This window comes from Brevundimonas sp. Root1423, assembly GCF_001426805.1.
Genome location: NZ_LMFL01000024.1, coordinates 1 through 16,529 on the forward strand (window position 1 = coordinate 1; position 16,529 = coordinate 16,529).

General features: G+C 69.7%; 15 protein-coding genes. 10 read left to right on the forward strand and 5 right to left on the reverse strand.

The genetic code is table 11. The annotated features are described in order from the left end of the window. The coding region (locus tag ASD25_RS16735; protein ID WP_156389364.1) for a phosphoenolpyruvate carboxykinase domain-containing protein at positions 1 to 1,014 on the forward strand (1,014 nt) is incomplete at its 5' end. A 38-nt stretch (positions 1,015 to 1,052) separates the two neighbouring features. Beyond that, positions 1,053 to 2,063, forward strand: a complete 1,011-nt coding sequence (locus ASD25_RS16740; protein WP_200943650.1) for an FAD-binding oxidoreductase — start codon at positions 1,053 to 1,055, stop codon at positions 2,061 to 2,063. Here the strand turns inward: ASD25_RS16740 and ASD25_RS16745 are convergent, their stop codons facing one another. Continuing rightward, positions 2,064 to 2,789 carry a TonB family protein gene (locus ASD25_RS16745; protein ID WP_055832254.1) on the reverse strand — a complete coding sequence of 242 codons (726 nt, stop codon included), beginning with the start codon at positions 2,787 to 2,789 and terminating at the stop codon, positions 2,064 to 2,066. It lies immediately after the preceding gene. Positions 2,790 to 2,985: 196 nt separating this feature from the next. Between ASD25_RS16745 and ASD25_RS16750 the strand changes: the two genes are divergently transcribed. Both ASD25_RS16750 and ASD25_RS16755 read left to right on the forward strand, forming a co-directional pair. Then, a complete protein-coding gene (locus ASD25_RS16750; protein ID WP_055832255.1) occupies positions 2,986 to 3,783 on the forward strand; it encodes a transglycosylase SLT domain-containing protein in 798 nt (265 codons plus the stop codon). Between the two features lie 75 nt (positions 3,784 to 3,858). Next, positions 3,859 to 5,001 (forward strand): DUF2336 domain-containing protein, encoded by a 1,143-nt coding sequence (locus ASD25_RS16755; protein ID WP_055832256.1) that lies wholly within the window; start codon positions 3,859 to 3,861, stop codon positions 4,999 to 5,001. Positions 5,002 to 5,054: 53 nt separating this feature from the next. On the opposite strand, the gene ASD25_RS16760 is transcribed toward ASD25_RS16755, so the two are convergent. The 3 genes from ASD25_RS16760 to ASD25_RS16770 all read right to left on the reverse strand — a co-directional run bounded on the left by ASD25_RS16760 (position 5,055) and on the right by ASD25_RS16770 (position 7,555). Beyond that, positions 5,055 to 5,531, reverse strand: coding sequence for an Hpt domain-containing protein (locus ASD25_RS16760; RefSeq protein WP_156377029.1), 477 nt, complete (start codon positions 5,529 to 5,531; stop codon positions 5,055 to 5,057). 64 nt (positions 5,532 to 5,595) lie between these two features. Next, positions 5,596 to 6,378 carry an NAD kinase gene (locus ASD25_RS16765; RefSeq protein WP_055832258.1) on the reverse strand — a complete coding sequence of 261 codons (783 nt, stop codon included), beginning with the start codon at positions 6,376 to 6,378 and terminating at the stop codon, positions 5,596 to 5,598. A 31-nt stretch (positions 6,379 to 6,409) separates the two neighbouring features. After that, on the reverse strand, positions 6,410 to 7,555 hold the full coding sequence (locus ASD25_RS16770) for a DUF2336 domain-containing protein (protein ID WP_055832260.1): 1,146 nt from the start codon (positions 7,553 to 7,555) through the stop codon (positions 6,410 to 6,412). 135 nt (positions 7,556 to 7,690) lie between these two features. Here ASD25_RS16770 and ASD25_RS16775 point away from each other — a divergent pair, with 135 nt between their 5' ends. From ASD25_RS16775 to ASD25_RS16790, 4 genes are all read left to right on the forward strand, one after another. Further along, positions 7,691 to 8,455, forward strand: a complete 765-nt coding sequence (locus ASD25_RS16775) for a class II aldolase/adducin family protein (RefSeq protein WP_055832262.1) — start codon at positions 7,691 to 7,693, stop codon at positions 8,453 to 8,455. Beyond that, complete coding sequence (locus ASD25_RS16780; RefSeq protein ID WP_235561822.1) at positions 8,452 to 9,231, forward strand: hypothetical protein; 780 nt, start codon at positions 8,452 to 8,454, stop codon at positions 9,229 to 9,231. Before ASD25_RS16775 ends, ASD25_RS16780 begins: the two co-directional genes overlap by 4 nt. A gap of 123 nt (positions 9,232 to 9,354) precedes the next feature. Further along, the gene (locus ASD25_RS16785) at positions 9,355 to 10,494 is read left to right on the forward strand and encodes an efflux RND transporter periplasmic adaptor subunit (protein ID WP_055832264.1); all 1,140 of its coding nucleotides are present in this window, start codon (positions 9,355 to 9,357) and stop codon (positions 10,492 to 10,494) included. After that, positions 10,494 to 13,718 (forward strand): efflux RND transporter permease subunit, encoded by a 3,225-nt coding sequence (locus ASD25_RS16790; protein WP_055832265.1) that lies wholly within the window; start codon positions 10,494 to 10,496, stop codon positions 13,716 to 13,718. The genes ASD25_RS16785 and ASD25_RS16790 overlap by 1 nt, the downstream gene beginning before the upstream one ends. On the opposite strand, the gene ASD25_RS16795 is transcribed toward ASD25_RS16790, so the two are convergent. After that, positions 13,719 to 14,198, reverse strand: a complete 480-nt coding sequence (locus tag ASD25_RS16795) for a cytochrome c family protein (RefSeq protein ID WP_055832267.1) — start codon at positions 14,196 to 14,198, stop codon at positions 13,719 to 13,721. 147 nt (positions 14,199 to 14,345) lie between these two features. Between ASD25_RS16795 and ASD25_RS16800 the strand changes: the two genes are divergently transcribed. Both ASD25_RS16800 and ASD25_RS16805 read left to right on the forward strand, forming a co-directional pair. Further along, the gene (locus tag ASD25_RS16800; RefSeq protein WP_055832333.1) at positions 14,346 to 14,654 is read left to right on the forward strand and encodes a FeoA family protein; all 309 of its coding nucleotides are present in this window, start codon (positions 14,346 to 14,348) and stop codon (positions 14,652 to 14,654) included. Then, the gene (locus ASD25_RS16805; protein ID WP_055832269.1) at positions 14,654 to 16,525 is read left to right on the forward strand and encodes a ferrous iron transporter B; all 1,872 of its coding nucleotides are present in this window, start codon (positions 14,654 to 14,656) and stop codon (positions 16,523 to 16,525) included. Before ASD25_RS16800 ends, ASD25_RS16805 begins: the two co-directional genes overlap by 1 nt. Positions 16,526 to 16,529 lie beyond the last annotated feature (4 nt).

The following is a 16,529-nucleotide window of genomic DNA, read 5'->3' on the forward strand; positions in this document are numbered from 1 at the left end:
GCCATGCTCCAGCCGACCATCCCCGGCTGGAAGGCCGAAACCATCGGCGACGACATCGCCTGGATGCGCTTCGGCGACGACGGCCGCCTGTACGCCGTGAACCCGGAGGCCGGGTTCTTCGGCGTCGCTCCCGGCACCAGCCGCAACACCAACGGCAACGCCCTGGCGACGATGGCGACCAACACCGTCTTCACCAACACCGCCCTGACCCATGACAACGACGTCTGGTGGGAAGGCCTGTCCAGGGAGGCGCCCGAGGGCCTGACGAACTGGAAAGGCGCCGCCCATGACGCCGCGTCCGGCGAGCCGGCCGCGCATCCGAACGCGCGCTTCGCCGCCCCGGCCAGCCAGTGCCCGACCATCGCGCCGGAATGGGAAGATCCCCGGGGCGTGCCCATCGACGCCATCCTGTTCGGCGGCCGCCGCGCCTCGGCCGTGCCGCTGGTGACCGAGGCCTTCGACTGGGAGCACGGCGTCTTCATGGGCTCCTCGGTGGCCTCGGAAGGCACCGCCGCGGCCGAGAACGCCATCGGGACCCTGCGCCGCGATCCCTTCGCCATGCTGCCGTTCTGCGGCTACAACATGGGCGACTATTTCGCCCACTGGCTGTCGATGGCCGGGAAGACCGAGGCGGCGAACCTGCCGCGCCTCTACTTCGTCAACTGGTTCCGCAAGAACGAGGACGGCCAATTCGTCTGGCCGGGCTTCGGCGACAACGCCCGCGTCCTGAAGTGGATTTCGGAACGCCTGGACGGCGAGGCCGCGGCCGTCGATACGCCGGTCGGCCGTGTGCCGACGCGCGAGGCGCTGGATCTGACGGGCCTGACGCTTTCGGACGCCGACCTGTCGATCCTGCTCGACGTCGATGCCGAGGTCTGGGCCGAGGAGGCCTCGCTGATCCCGGATTTCTACGCCCAGTTCGGCGACCGCCTGCCGCAGGCCCTGTGGGACCAGCACGAGGCTCTCACCGCTCGCATTGACGCGAACCGCGCCGCCGCGATTGCTGCGGAGTAGGCTTGCATTCCAGTCGCGGGGGGTCGATCTGGTCGCCCGTGACTTCTTCCCCGGATGTAATCGTCATCGGCGCCGGCGTGCTCGGCCTGTGTTCGGCCGCCGAGCTGGGCGCGCGGGGGCATGCCGTCACCGTCATCGACCCCGGCGGCCCCAATGCCAGCTCCGCCGCCGCCGGCATGATCGCCCCGGCGCTGGAAAGCCTGTCTGACGACTCCACGCCCGAGCGGGCCGCCTTGCTGAAGCGCGCCCGCGACCGGTGGCCGGGCTTCGCCGAGACCTTTGGCCTGACCCTGCATCGCGACGGCGTCGACTGGCGCGGTCCCGACATCCCCGCAGCCCTCACGCGCCTGGCCGCCATGGGCTTCGCCGCCAGCCGCAGCCCCGCGGGACTGACCTCGCCCGAGGACTGGCGCGTCGAGGTGGCGACCGCCCTCAAGGCGCTCGCCCGCGCCCCCGGCGTCACCGTCATTCGCTCTTCCGTGGCGCGCCTGTCCGCCGATGCGCGTCGCTGGAGGGTCGAGGCCGAGGACGGGCGGACATGGTTCGCGCCGACGGTCGTGCTCGCCACGGGCGTCGCGGCCCCGCTTCCGGGCTTGCCCGAGCGGGCCGCCGCCGCCGTCGCCGCCGTCGAACCCTTTCGCGGCCAACTGACGCCGGTTTCCGCTCCCCCGCCGCCGCGGACGCTGCGGACTCCCGACCTCTATATCGTCCCCGCCGCCGGGGGCGTGGTCATCGGGGCCACCATGGAGCGGGGGCGCCGGGATATCGAACCGGACCTGGCCGAGTCGGCGCGCCGCGTGACGGCAGGCCTGGCCCTGCTTGGCGCCGCAGGCGAGGCCGGGTCGCCACGGGTGGGGGTCCGGGGCGCTTCGCCGGACGGCCTGCCGCTGGCCGGTTCCGCCGGCGAGCCAGGCCTCCACCTGGCCCTGGCCCCGTTCCGCAACGGCTGGCTGCTGGGGCCGCTGGTCGCCCAGGTCGTCGCCGACGGGGTCGAGGGCAGGGCGCCCGTGGCGGACGCCGCCGCCCTCGACCCGCTCAGGTTCGCCTGATCAGTCTTCCGGCAGGGTGAAGCGCAGGTTGATGCTGACCCGCGACCCCTCCGCCGCGCCGTCCACGGTGCGCGGGTTGACCCGGAAATGGCGCGACAGGCTCCGCGCCGCGCCACCGAACCCGTAGCCGGGCGTCTCACGCGTGACGCTGCAGTCCGTCACCGCTCCCGTGGGCAGGACCAGACAGTTCAGCGAGGCCGAGCCTTCGACCTCCGCCTGGAGCGCCCGCTTCGGATAGGCTTCCATCATCTGGGCGGCGGACGGCTGGCGCGACCAGCTGGGGTTCCGGATCAACGGCGCGGGCGTGTCCACCGGTTCGGCGGAAGGGCTGTCAGGCACGACAATGTCGACGGGCCTGTCCATCGTGAACACTGTCGTATCGCCGACTGGCTTGTCGGTTGAGGCCGTCGGCAGGGTCTCGACCGGCGTCGTGGGAATCGGTGTGTCGTTGACGTTGGGGTTCGGCGCCGGAGGGGTCTTCGCCTCGACCGGCTTCGGAGGAGGAGGCGACCGCCGGAAGATCACTTCGATGGGCTTTCTCTCAGTCGGGACGGCCACGGCCGGCATCTCGAACCGCTGATAGTAGAGGGCGACTCCCAATCCGGCGTGAGCCGCCACCACGATCCCCGTTGCGATCCAGGTCGCGCGGGAAAACCGGGGTCGTCTGCGTTCGTTGAAATCGAGCGGATGCACCAGTCCGGGTCCGCCAGCGGTCGTCATCATCATGGCCGTCACTCCCTGTCTCTCGCCGTCCCCACAGCGTCCCACGGGGAAGTTGAGCGCTGGTCTTGCGGCAAGTTTTGGACGAGCGTGGCCATGGAAACGCCACCGGACCGCGCACCACCGGCCAGGGTTAAGGGACTGTGGACGTTAATCCTGGCGTTAGGATTTGATTAACCACGGTCCCCCAGCCTCGTGACTCATGAACATCGGAGCGATTCCTTCCTCTGGCGGAGTCGAGGCGGCCATCCGGCGCGCCTCGAACGCCACTGGCGTGGACGCCGATTTCCTGGTCCGGACGGCCCGCCGCGAAAGCGCGATGAACCCGTCGGCCAAGGCCCGGACGTCATCGGCCGCCGGCCTGTTCCAGTTCATCGAACAGACCTGGCTGGGTACGGTGAAGGCGCACGGCGCCAAGCACGGCTACGGCCAGTACGCCGACCTGATCTATCGTGGCGGCGACGGCCGCTGGCGCGTCGAGGGCTCGGCCCGCAACGTGGTGCTGGACCTTCGCTTCGATCCCCAGGCAGCCTCGACCATGGCGGCCGAGCTGACCGCCTCCAACGCCGCCTATCTTCGCGGCCGGTCGGGCCGTGAGCCGGGGGCCGGGGACCTCTACGCCGCTCACTTTCTCGGACCGGCGGGCGCCGCCCAGCTGATGGACGCCATGGACCGGCGGCCTGGAAGTCCCGCGGCGGCCATCTTCCCCGAGGCCGCGTCGGCCAACCGGTCGATCTTCTATCGCGACGGCCGGCCGGCGACGGTGGCCGAGGTTCACGCCAATCTGCAGCGCAGCGCCGGCGACGGGGCGCCGGCGGCCGCTTCCGGTTCCGGTCAGACGGCCCCCGATCTGACCGAGCGGGACCAGATGCTCGCCGCTCGTCTGGATCGGCTCAAACAGGATCAGAGCCTGCTGGCCTTGCTGCTGGGACAGGACGGCGAGGGCAAGAACGGCGGTTTCGGCGGCGCTTTCGGGCCGGAGGCGGAGACGCGCATCTGATCGCGAATCCGGTGATGGTAAACCGCCCGTTAGGGATGACGGGTTGATGTTGCCCGGCAACTGCCTGGATCGCCCATGACCGCCTATCGCGCCCGTCTGACCGAAATCGACATCCATCGCCTGATCAAGGCGACCGATGAGGACGAGCGCGCGGCTGCGGCCCACAAGCTGTGCCGCAGCATGGACAAGGCCCCCCTCGGCGAGGACGACCGGGCGGCGGCGCAGAAGATCCTGCGCATGCTGTCCCAGGACGCGGCCGAACTGGTCCGCCGGGCCATGGCGGTGACGCTGAAGGCCTCGGACCTGATTCCCCGCGATGTGGCGCGGCGCATGGCGGCCGACGTGGACAGCGTGGCCCTGCCGATGATCAATTTTTCGCCCGTCTTCACCGACGAGGACCTGATCGAGATCGTACGGGCCGGGTCGGCCGTCCGGCAGGTGGCTGTCGCCAGCCGTCCGAAGGTCGGCCGGGACGTGGCCGGGGCGGTGGCTGAAGTGGGCTGCGAACAGGCCGTGCGGGCACTGGCGGCGAACGACAACGCCGATGTGGCCGAAGCCGCCCTGGGGCGCTGCATCGACCGGTTTGGGGCCTCGCCCGAGATCGTGGCGGCCATCGCCTGGCGTCAGGTGCTGCCGTTGACGGTGACCGAGCGACTGGTCGAGCTGGCCTCCGACGCGGTGCGGGAACACCTGGTCACCCGCCATGCCGTCGCGCCGGAGACGGCGATCCGCCTTTCCGCCTTCGCGCGTGAGCGGGCCACGGTCGATCTGGTCGATCAGGCGGCGAGCCATGCGGACCTGCCGCTGTTCGTGGCCAGTCTGAACGCCCGCCGCACCCTGACCCCGTCGCTGCTGCTTCGCGCGCTGGCCCGGGGGCAGATGACCCTGTTCGAGCACGGCGTGGCCGAACTCGCCGGAACCCCGCTGGCTCGCGCATCGCTGATGATCCATGACGCCGGCCCGCTCGGTCTCAAGGCCGTCTATGATCGCGCAGGCCTGCCGCCGCGTCTGTTTCAGGCTTTCCGCGCCGGGGTCGACACCTGGCGCCAGCTTCAGGCCGAGGGGGTGGATACGTCGGGCGACGACTTCCGTCACCGGATGCTGGAACGGTTCCTGACCCAGCGGCCGAACGCGCCGCGAGAGGATCTGGCCTATCTGATGGAGCGGCTGGACCACGATCCGCTGCCCGCCAAGGCCCGGCTCACCGCCGCCGCCTGACGGCAGAACGCCCGCCGGTCAGGCGGGCGTTGACTTCGGCCGGAACGGGCCGGTCAGCCCAGGTGTTCGGCGACGCGGGCTTCGAGGGTTTCGGCCAGGACCCGGCCGACCGGGTGGTCGTCGGTCTGGATCTGGTCGCGCACGACAGCCTTGATGGCGTCGATGTGGGCGTCAAGGATGACGACCGGGGCGGCCATGCGTTTGACCGGGTCGTCCATCATCCGGCAAAGCGAGCCCGCCAGACGGGTCACCAGCGGATACTGATAGGTCGTGCCAAGGCCCTTCAGGTCGTGGGCGCGGAAATACAGCGCCTCGGCGGTCTGGGGGTTGTAGCCTTCACGGCGGATGTCGGCCTGGGCGCTGTCCAGCTTGACGATCTCGTCCTGCAGCCACTGGCCGAACTGGGACGACATGGCCTTGAGAGCGGCTTCCGCCTTGGCGATGGCCCCGGCGTCGATTCCGCCAAAGGCTCCGCCGACCTTCATGCGAAGGGTGTTCGGCGGACGAATGACCTGGGCCGGGTTGCTCACGGCGGACTCCTGAAGTGGATTGGCGGCAGTCTGGGCCTCTGTCCCTAAAAAACCGTGCACGGCCTCAGGAGGCGAATTGTTCGGCCAGCACCCGCTCCTCGAACGATCGTCCGGCGTCGAACAACATGGTCAGGGCGATATCGCGGCGTTCCCGGACCTCGACGCGCGCGACGCGGCGGACCTCGAAACTGTCGGCGGTGGCGCTGACCGGCCTCTTGTCCGCCTCCAGCACCTCGAAACAGACCTTGGCCTGATGCGGGAGCAGGGCCCCCCGCCACCGACGCGGGCGGAAGGCGCTGATGGGAGTCAGGGCCAGCACCCGCGAATCCAGCGGGATAATCGGGCCGTGCGCCGAAAGGTTATAGGCCGTCGATCCGGCCGCCGTGGACAGCAGGCAGCCGTCGCAGGACAGCTCCTCCAGGCGCACGCGACCGTCGACGCTGATGCGCAGCTTGGCGCTCTGACGGGTCTGTCGAAGCAGGGAAACCTCGTTGATGGCCAGCCCGCTGTGGACCTGGCCGGCTTCGGTCCAGGCGTCCATTTGCAGGGGGTGGATCACCGCCCGCCCGGCGCCCGCCAGTCGTTCCCGCAGCCCTTCCTCGCCATAGTCGTTCATCAGGAAACCGACGGATCCCCGGTTCATCCCGAACACGGGGATGCGCCGGTCCATGACCGTATGCAGGGTTTCCAGCATGAAGCCGTCGCCGCCCAGGGCGACGATGACCTCGGCCTGGTCGGGCTCGACGGAGCCATAGAGGGACGCCAGCCGTTCCCGGGCGGCCTGCGCCTCGGGTCGGTCCGAGGCCACGAAGGCCAGGCGCAGGTCCGGATCGGGGAGTTCGCTCACCCGCCCACGCAAGCCGAGCCGGCCGGCGAAGTCAAACGGCGGCTTTGAGTGCGCGGTGACTATCGGCGACCAGCACGCGGAACGCGCGTGCCGCGGAGTTGGCGGACAGGGCGCCGCGCAGCCAGACCGCGTCGCCCCTGTCGCCCGGCAGGGACTGGTTGAGCTTGCGCAACTCGGCCAGCAGGGTCGGGAACACGGCGCGGTCGATGCCGACGGCCGCGCATGCGTAGTAGAGGGCTTCCGGCGTCGGGGCGATCAGCGCCCCGCGGATATCCCCGGCCGCGAAACCGCCCAGGGCGGCCAGGCCATGGACGAACAGGCTCAAACGCTTCTCGCGGACGGCGCGGATGAGGAAGCCGGCCCGCAACTGTCCCGCGGACTGCAATTTGTCGATCAGCCGCCGTTCCATCTCGTCCCGGTCGGGATCGTCCTGCGGGAGGACGTCGTCCGCGCGCGCGTGGCGGATCACGCCTTCGACAGCGTCGTAGACCGCGGCGCCCAGCGCCTTTTCATCGACATTGAAGCGGGCGGAGATCGACTGCCGCAGCGCCGTGCCGACCCAATGGTACATCTGCTCCGCCAGCTCCTCGGTCAGGCGCGGATGGCGCGTCAGCGGCGCCCGGAGGGCGGCGATACGGCGCGAATGGTCGACCAGCCGGCGAATGCCGTCGGCGCTCAGCTCGGCCGTCCGGTTGGTGGCCAAGGCGGTCAGCACCGCCGGCTCGCCGCGCTCGATCACCGCGTCCGCGACCCGCCCGCTGATCTGCGGACGGCGCGCGATCGCGATCTTGTGCTCCAGCGACGACTCGATCATCACGCGCAGCAGGTCGTCGTCCTGCAGAATGGGACTTGCCGCGAGAATGGGGCGGGCGATTTCTATCTCGTCCAGCGCGAGGACGTTCACCAGCGCCGCGGGCGCCCAGTCGGCATGCGCCAGCTTCTCGGACAGGACCTTGCGCACCTCCCGCTCGGCCTGGCGAGCGAGGGTCAGGAAGATTTCACCCAGAACGGGCGAGAGTTCGCCCGAGGGCGGACTGGCGTCGCACAGGGCCACGACGCCCAGCAGAAGTCGTTGCCGCGCATCCGGAGTGCTGTTGCGAGCCAGGTTCAGTAGCTCGCTGGCCCGAGGAAGGGCGGCCTCGGAGCGGACGGGGGGGACCAGTTGAACGAGGACCACGGACGTCTCCGATGAACCGACGGGATTCGACGTGACCCATCCTGGGACGACGGGGCTAAGAGGCGGTTAACGGAAGCTGAATCTTGACGTCGGCGTCGCCCGGCGCGAGCGTGCGCCACCACAGGGAAAGCGATCATGGCCGACGGCGCGACAGCAACGCTCAAGTCGAGGGTGTCAGAGGCGGAGTGGAACGCCCGCGTCGAGCTGGCGGCGCTTTACCGGCTCGTCGCCCTGCACGGCTGGGACGACATGATATTCACACACATCTCGGCGCGCGTCCCCGGGCCCGAGCGCCATTTCCTGATCAACCCGTATGGCTGGTATTTCGAGGAGATGACCGCCTCGTCACTGGTGAAGGTCGATCTGGACGGGAACATCGTTCAGGAGACGACCAGCTTCATCAATCCGGCCGGCTTCACCATCCACTCCGCCATCCATGCGGCGCGGGAGGACGCGCATTTCGTCATCCATCTGCACACCGTGGCGGGCGTCGGCGTGGCGGCGCAGCAGGAGGGCCTCTTGCCGATCGGCCAGAACGCCTGCCTGCTGCAGCACCAGGTCGCCTATCACGGCTATGAGGGGCTGGCCCTGAACCTGGAGGAGCGTGAGCGGCTGGTGGCGGATCTCGGCGACAGGCCGCTGATGCTGCTGCGCAATCACGGCACCCTCGCGGTCGGCCAGACGGCGGCACAGGCCTGGATCGGCATGTTCTTCCTCGAGCGCGCGTGCGCCCAGCAGGTGGCGGCGCTGTCGGGCGGGCGGGAGCATGTGCTGTTCGCGCCCGATGCCGCCCAGGCCGAGACAAAGGAGCAGGGCAGGGGGATCGGCTTCGTCTCCGCCCTGGCCTGGCCCGGCGCGCTGCGGATGCTGGACCGGAAATCCCCGGGCTACGACGCTTGAGACCGGCCGGGGGGCTGCTGTTCGGACTGGCGGCTCTCGCGTGCGCGGGGACCGCCGAGGCGGGCCCCTGGACCCAGCCCGGTGGGCAAGGGCAGGTGATCGTCAAATACGAGGATATGCGAGCCGACCGCGGCTTCGACATGGACGGCTCCCTCGCCGACCTGCCGGCCGAACGCCGCGACTCGGCCTTCAGCCTGTTCGCCGAATACGGCGTCACGGACCGGTTGACGGTACAGTTCAAGGGCGACTGGCAATCGGGCGAGGACGCCTTCATCGACTATGAAGGCCGCGGTCCGCTCGAGATCGGCGTCACCTGGCAGGCCTGGCGCGACGACCGCGCCGCCGTCAGCCTCTACGCGGGCTATGCGGACGGCGGCGAGGGTCGAAACGCCGGCTACGCCGCCCCGGGGCAGGGCGACAGCGACTGGGAGCTGCGGGCCTCGGTCGGGCGGTCGTTCGGCGGATCGGGCGGGCGCTGGGGTTCCAGCGGCGGGTTTGTCGAACTGCAGGCCGCCCGCCGCATGCGTCAGGGGCTGCCGGACGAGACCCGGGTCGACGCCACGGCCGGCGCGCATTTCGGTGACGACTGGATGGTGCTGGCCCAGGCCTATGGGGGACAGGCCGACGACGCCGGCCCCCGCTGGCTGTCGGTCGAGGCCTCGGTGGTCCGCGATCTGGGCGACTGGAGTCTGCAGGCCGGATGGCGTCAGGCGATCGCCGGCCGCGAGACGCCCGAAAGCGGTGGACCGGTCATCGCCCTGTGGCGCCGGTTCTGACCGCGACATTCCGGCGCGGCTCGCGGCGACGGAAACGCAAACAGCAGCCGTTACAGGGACTCTAGTTGCGTCGACGGCGTCAGCCGCTAAGTCGGCTCGTCCCATCGCCAGAGAGCCCTCCGCGTGATCAAACGCCACTTCTTCCTCGCCGCCGCCGCCGTCCTGCTGGGCCTGATGGTCGTGGCGGTCATCCTGCGCATGGCCTTCGCCGGCGACGAGAAGGCGGGCGGGGGTCCCGGCGGCCGGGGCGGGCCCGGTGGCGGGCGCGGACAGACGGTGTCCGAGGCGGTGGTCGGCGCGCGCTCCTTCACCGACGAAATCCGGGTCCTGGGCGTGGCGCGCGGCCGCCGGTCGGTCAACATCACCTCCTCCACCAGCGAACTGATCACCCGCGTCCTTTTCACCGACGGCCAGAGGGTCGCGGCGGGCGCGCCCCTCGTCGAACTGCAGGCGCGCGAAGAGGACGCCGGCATCATCGAGGCTCGGGCCCAGGTGGCCCAGGCCCAGCGGCAGTACGACCGCTACAAGGCTCTGGCCGACCGCGGCATCGCCCCGCGCGTGACGGCCGAGGACGCCGAAACATCGCTGGCCACGGCCCGGGCCTCGCTGAACGCCGCCCAGGCGCGCCGCGGCGACCGGCTGATCCGGGCGCCGTTCGCCGGTGTCCTGGGTCTCAGCTCTGTCACGGCGGGCACGCTGGTCAATCCGGGCGGGATCATCACGACACTGGACGACATCGATGTCGTCCGCGTCGATTTCCCGGTGCCGGAGCGGTACCTGGGCGTGCTGCGGGCCGGGACGCCGATCACGGCGACGATCGACGCCTATGCCAACCAGGTCTTCACTGGACGCATCGCCCTGATCGACACCCGCATCAACGAACAGACCCGCGCCGTCACGGCCCGGGCCGAAATTCCCAATCCCGGCGGACGCATCCGTCCCGGCATGGCGGTCCGGGTCGCCGTCCAGCAAGGCCAGCGCACCGCGCCGGCGGCGCCCGAGGCGGCCGTGCAGTACGAAGGCGACGGGGCCTTCGTCTATCGCATCGCCAAAGGCGACAAGGGCTCGACCGCCCAGCGGGTCGAGGTCGAGACGGGCTCGGTCGAAGGCGGATTCGTGGAGATCGTGTCCGGGCTGAACGTCGGTGATCGGATCGTCGGCTCGGGGCTGAATCGCATCCAGCCGGGCGCGCCGGTCAGCGTCGCCGGCCAGGGCGGACGTCGTCCGGCCGGCGCCGCTTCCGCAAGGGGCGCCGCCCGATGATGCTGTCCGATCTCGCCGTCCGCCGCCCGGTCTTCGCGGCGGTGGCCGCCATCGTGCTGTGCGTGATCGGGGCCGCGGCCTTCTTCTTCCTGCCGGTACGCGAGCTGCCGGATGTGGACCCGCCCATCGTCTCGGTCAGCACCAGCTACGCCGGCGCCTCCGCGGAGGTGATCGAAAGCCGGATCACCGAGCCCATCGAGCAGCAGATCGCCGGCATCCAGGGCGTGGAGCGGATTAACTCGTCCAGCCGCGACGGTCGATCCAACGTCTCGATCGAGTTCTCGCTGGACCGCAATATCGACGACGCAGCCAATGATGTGCGCGACCGGGTGTCGCGTGTCGTCGGGCGCCTGCCGGATCAGGCCCAGCCGCCCGAGGTGTCCAAGGCCGACACCGACAGCCAGCCCATCATGATCCTGTTCCTTCGCTCCACGACCATGAATCGACTGGAGCTGACGGACTATGCCGACCGCTATCTGATCGACCGCCTGGCGACCGTGCCGGGGGTGGCCCAGGTCCAGATCTACGGCGAGCAGCGCTATGCCATGCGCATCTGGCTGGACGCCGCCGCCCTGGCCGCGCGGGGTCTGACCGTCAACGATGTCGAAACGGCCCTCACGACCCAGAACGTCGAACTGCCGGCGGGCCAGCTGGAGTCTGGCCAGAAGGATTACACCGTCCGCGTCGCCCGCACCTACGCCCGCGCCGAGGACTTCCGCCAGCTGCCCATCGGCACGCGCGGCTCCGGCGGCGCCGCGACCGCCCAGACCGGCGCGGCCTCGAGCGCGACGGCCCTGCCCAGCGGCGCTTCGGGCGCCATCCAGGGCCAGTCCGCCTATGTCACCCGACTGGGCGACATCGCCCGCATCGAGGAGGCTCCGGCCGAAGATCGCCGCCTGTTCCGCGGCAATGGACAGGACCAGATCGGTCTGGCCGTCACCCGTCAGGCCCAGTCCAACGACCTGGCCATCTCCAGGGGCGTCGAGGAGATGCTGGAGCAGGTCCGCCCCAGCCTGCCGCAGGGCGCCGAACTGGTCGTCGGCTCCGACAACTCGGTCTTCACCTCGCACGCCATCGACGAGGTCTGGATCACCATCGGCATTTCGCTGGCGCTCGTGGCGCTGGTGAACTTCATATTTCTGGGCAGCATGCGGGCGGCCTTCATTCCGTCGATCGTGGCGCCGATCTGTCTGCTGTCGACCTTCATCGTCCTGGCCCCGCTGGGCTTCTCCCTGAACCTTCTGACCTTGCTGGCGCTGGTGTTGGCCATCGGCCTGGTGGTGGACGACGCCATCGTCGTGACCGAGAACATCCAGCGCCGCCTGGACCATGGCGAGCCGCCGCTGGTGGCCGCCGAACGGGGCACGCGGCAGGTGTTCTTCGCCGTCGTGGCGACGACCATCGTTCTGCTGGCCGTGTTCGCGCCGCTGCTGTTCCTGCCGGGCTATGTCGGGCGGCTGTTCGTGGAGCTGGCCGCGGCGATCGCGGCGGCCGTGGCCTTCTCGGCCTTCCTGGCCCTGACATTGTCGCCCATGCTGGCCTCGCGCATTCTGAAGCCGGCTTCGGGCGGAGGCTGGCTGGCGCGAAAGGTCGATCGCGCCATGGAGGCGCTGCGGAATTCCTACCAGAATTCGCTTCAGGCCTTGCTGGGCAAGCGGATTGCGGTCGTCGGCGTGGCGGTCCTGGTTCTCGGGGTGGCCGGCGGCGCGGCGGCCATGTTCTTCGCCCTGCCCAACGAACTGGTTCCGGCGGAAGACCGCGGCCGCGTGCAGATCCGGGTCCAGGGGCCCGAGGGCGCCGGCTTCGACTACACCCGCAGGATCATGATGGGGATCGAGCCCATCCTCGCCGAATACAAGGCCAGCGGCGAGGCGGACAGCTATCTGATTTCCGCCCCCGGCTTCGGCGGCGGCAGTTTCAACTCGGGTAACGGCAGCCTGATCCTCAGCGACTGGTCGGAACGCGACCGGGCCGCCGACGAGATCGCCCAGGAACTGAATGGCAAGCTGCGCGGCCAGACCGACGCCCAGGTCAACGCCTCGGTTCCCGGCGCCTTCCAGCGCGGCGGCGGCAACTCCAACTCGATCGAAATGGTCGTCACGGGCGCCGAATACGAGGACATCTACAACTGGCTTCAGCCCGTCCTGGCGGCGTCGCTGGACAATCCCGGCTTCTCGCGGCCGCGTCTGAACTATGAGCCCAACGCGCCGCGCCTGCTGGTCGACGTCGACCCGGAAAAGGCGGCCGCGCTCGGCGTGTCGTCCCAGGCGGTCGGCCGCACGCTGGAGACCATGTTCGGCTCACGCCGGGCCACCACCTATCTGCGCGGTGGGCAGGAATACGACGTCATCCTGCAGACCCAGAGGGACGACCGGCGCAGCGTGGGCGATCTGGAAGCCCTGTATGTCGCCACCGGCTCGGGGCAACTGGTGCCACTGTCCGCCGTGGTCACGACCCAGACGTCGGGCGATACGCCGGACCGGCGGCGGCTGGACCGTCAGCGGGCCATTTCGATCTCCGCCGACCTCAACCCCGGCACGACCCTGGCCGACGCCACGGAATTCATGACCCGGGTGTCGCGCGAACAGCCGCAGGGCGTCGTCACCACCCAGTGGGGCGGCGCCGCGCGCGACCAGCAGGAGGCGGGCGGCGCGGTCGCGGCGGCCTTCGGCCTGGCCCTGCTGCTGGTCTTCCTGGTGCTTGCGGCGCAGTTCGAAAGCTGGATCACGCCGGCGGTCATCATGCTGACCGTGCCCCTGGCCGCGGCCGGCGGCCTGTTCGGCCTGATGATGGCGGGCTCGAGCCTGAACATCTACTCGCAGATCGGTCTGATCATCCTGATCGGCGTGGCGGCCAAGAACGGCATCCTGATCGTCGAATTCGCCAACCAGCTGCGCGATCAGGGCCGGTCGATCCATGACGCGATCATCGAATCCTCGACCCTGCGCCTGCGGCCCATCATCATGACCTCGATCGCCACGGCCTTCGGCGCCCTGCCGCTGGTGCTGTGGCAGGGCGCGGGCGCGGGCAGTCGACAGACCATCGGCGTGGTCATCTTCGCCGGCGCGATGTTCGCGACCCTGCTGACCCTGTTCGTGGTCCCGGTGATCTACGGCGTGCTGGCGCGCTTCACCAAATCGCCCGAATACACCGCCCGCAAGATCGAGGAATGGGAAGCCACCGAGGCCACCGCCAACGACGCCGTGCCGGCCGCGGCGGAGTAGTCAGGCAGCCGGTGGCGTGTAGCCGGTCTCGACCTTCAGATACGCGATCACGTCCCGACGGTCGGTCGCGTCGGGTATGCCCGGGAAGCTCATCTTGGTTCCGCGCAGGAAGGTGCGCGGATTTTCCAGCCAGTGATCCAGACGCTCGGCGTCCCAGACGAAACCGGCGTTCCTCACCGCGGTGGAATAGTTGTATTTCGGCTGACTCCCCGCAGGCCGCCCGAAAACGCCGTACAGATTCGGGCCCGTCATGTTCGGTCCGCCCTCGGCGACGGTGTGGCATGAGCGGCAGCGGGCGAAGACGCGGCGGCCATTCTCCAGATCGGCCTGATGATAGGGCGCGGGCAGGGCGGCCAGCAGGGCCGCCTTTTCCGCCGCCGTCGGCGCGGGGTGTGCCGGGGCCTTCGCCGGGCTTGTTTCCTCCTCGCCGCAACCGGCAAGGGCGAGCGTGGCGAGCGCGGTCAGAACGAGGCGGGTCATGGGGGTTTCCGGTGACATCCGCCCTTGATAGCCGAACCTCGACGCCCGGCAACCGGTGCGGCGTTACGTCGGACTGGACGACAGCCAGTCGCACCTGATAATCACTGTCAACAGGCGCGGAAAGCCGCGGCCATGGTTGCGAGCGTGATGTCGGATATCCTCAAACTGAGTCAGGCCCGGCGAGGCGATCGCGGCGTGATTGTCCAGGTCGGCGGTCACGGCCCCGCGGACGAGCACGGTCTGGAGCTGGAGCGCCGGCTGCTCGAGCTTGGCTTCGTCGAAGGCGCGCGGGTCGAACTTTTGCACGAAGGCCTGTTCGGCCGTGATCCCATCGCGATGAAGGTGGACGACATGCGCGTGGCCCTCCGCCGGCACGAGGCCGCGAGCCTGACAGTCCGATTCGAAACGGTCGCCGTCACGGAAGCGGCCTTTCTTCCGGAAGAGGCCGCCGCCTGATGGATATGGCGGTACGGAGCGCGCGGGTCGCGCTCGTCGGCAATCCCAACAGCGGCAAGACCGCCCTGTTCAACGCCCTGACCGGAGCGCACCAGAAGGTCGCCAACTACGCCGGCGTCACCGTGGAGCGGAAGGAAGGACTGATCCGCGCGCCGGACGGCCGCGCCCTGTCTGTCCTCGACCTGCCGGGCACCTACTCCTTGCGCGCCCGCAGCCCCGACGAGGAGGTCACGCGCGATGCTGTCCTCGGCCGTCTGGCCGGCGAGACCCCGCCGGACGTGATCGTCTGCGTCGCCGACGCGACCAATCTGCGTCTTATCCTGCGCCTGGTGCTGGAGCTGAAGGCGGTCGGCCGCCCGATGGTGCTGGCGCTGAACATGTACGACATCGCCCAGCGTCAGGGCCTGCGAATCGACCTGGACCGGCTGTCCGCCGAGCTGGCTGTCCCGACCGTCACTACGGTCGCCACCCGCAAGCGCGGCGTCGACGAACTGATCGCCGCCGTCGCGGGGGTGGTGGACGCCGCGCCGCAGATCGCCGCCAACGCCTGGGCGGCGCCCGACGCGGACGCCCTGCGCTGCGCGGCGCGCGAGGCCGAGCGGATCATGAAGGCCTGCGTCCGTCCGCCCGAACGGCCGGACACCCTGACCGGCCGGATCGACTCGGTCCTGCTGCATCCGGTCGGCGGCCTCGTGATCCTGCTCGCCTTGCTGTTCGTCATGTTCCAGGCCGTCTTCGCCTGGGCCACGCCGTTGATGGACGGCATCGAGGGTGCGCTGGCGGCGCTGGGCGCCGTGGTCGCGACGGCGATCCCTGACGGGATCTGGCAGAGCCTGATCGTCGACGGCCTGATCTCGGGCGTCGGCAGTGTTCTGGTCTTCCTGCCGCAGATCCTGATCCTGTTCCTGTTCATCATCCTGCTCGAAGATTTCGGCTACATGGCCCGGGCGGCCTTCCTGATGGACCGGATCATGGGAGGAGCGGGCCTGCACGGCCGCGCCTTCATCCCCCTGCTCTCCAGTTTCGCCTGCGCCATTCCGGGCATCATGGCGGCGCGGGTGATCGACTCGAAGCGCGACCGCCTGACCACCATCATGGTCGCACCCCTGATGACCTGTTCGGCGCGCATCCCGGTCTACACGCTGATCATCGCCGCCTTCATCCCGAACCGGCAGGTCTGGGGCTTCGCCAGCCTGCAGGGACTGGTGATGTTCGGCCTGTACGCCTCGGGCATCATCAGCGCGCTCGCGGTCTCGTTCGTGATCCGGAAGGTGTTCTGGAGGGGGGCGGTCGAGCCCTTCATGATGGAGCTGCCGGCGTACAAGGTCCCCGACATGAAGAGCGTGCTGTTCAACCTGTGGATCCGGGCGCGCATCTTCCTGGAGCGGGCGGGGCGGATCATCCTGCCGCTGATGGTCGTGGTCTGGGCCCTGGCGACCTTCCCCTATCCGCCGGAGGGCGCGACGGGGCCGGCCATCGACTACAGCTTCGCCGGCATGATCGGCCACGCGCTGGAGCCGATCTTCGCGCCGATCGGCTTCAACTGGCAGATGGTCATCGCCCTTGTGCCCGGCATGGCCGCGCGGGAGGTCGCCGTGGCGGCCCTCGGCACCGTCTACGCCGTGGCCGATCCGGAGAGCGCCACCAGCCTGCTGGGCGCCACCCTGGCGGCGCAGTGGTCGCTGGCGACGGGTCTCGCCTTCCTCGCCTGGTATGTCTTCGCGCCCCAGTGCGTGGCCACCCTGGGCGTAGTCAAGCGCGAGCTGAACTCGTGGAAATGGATGTGGGTCATGGTGGCCTACATGTTCGGCCTGGCCTATCTGGCCGCCTTCGTCGTCTACCGGATCACGGTCGCCCTGGGCGGCGGCTGACCCG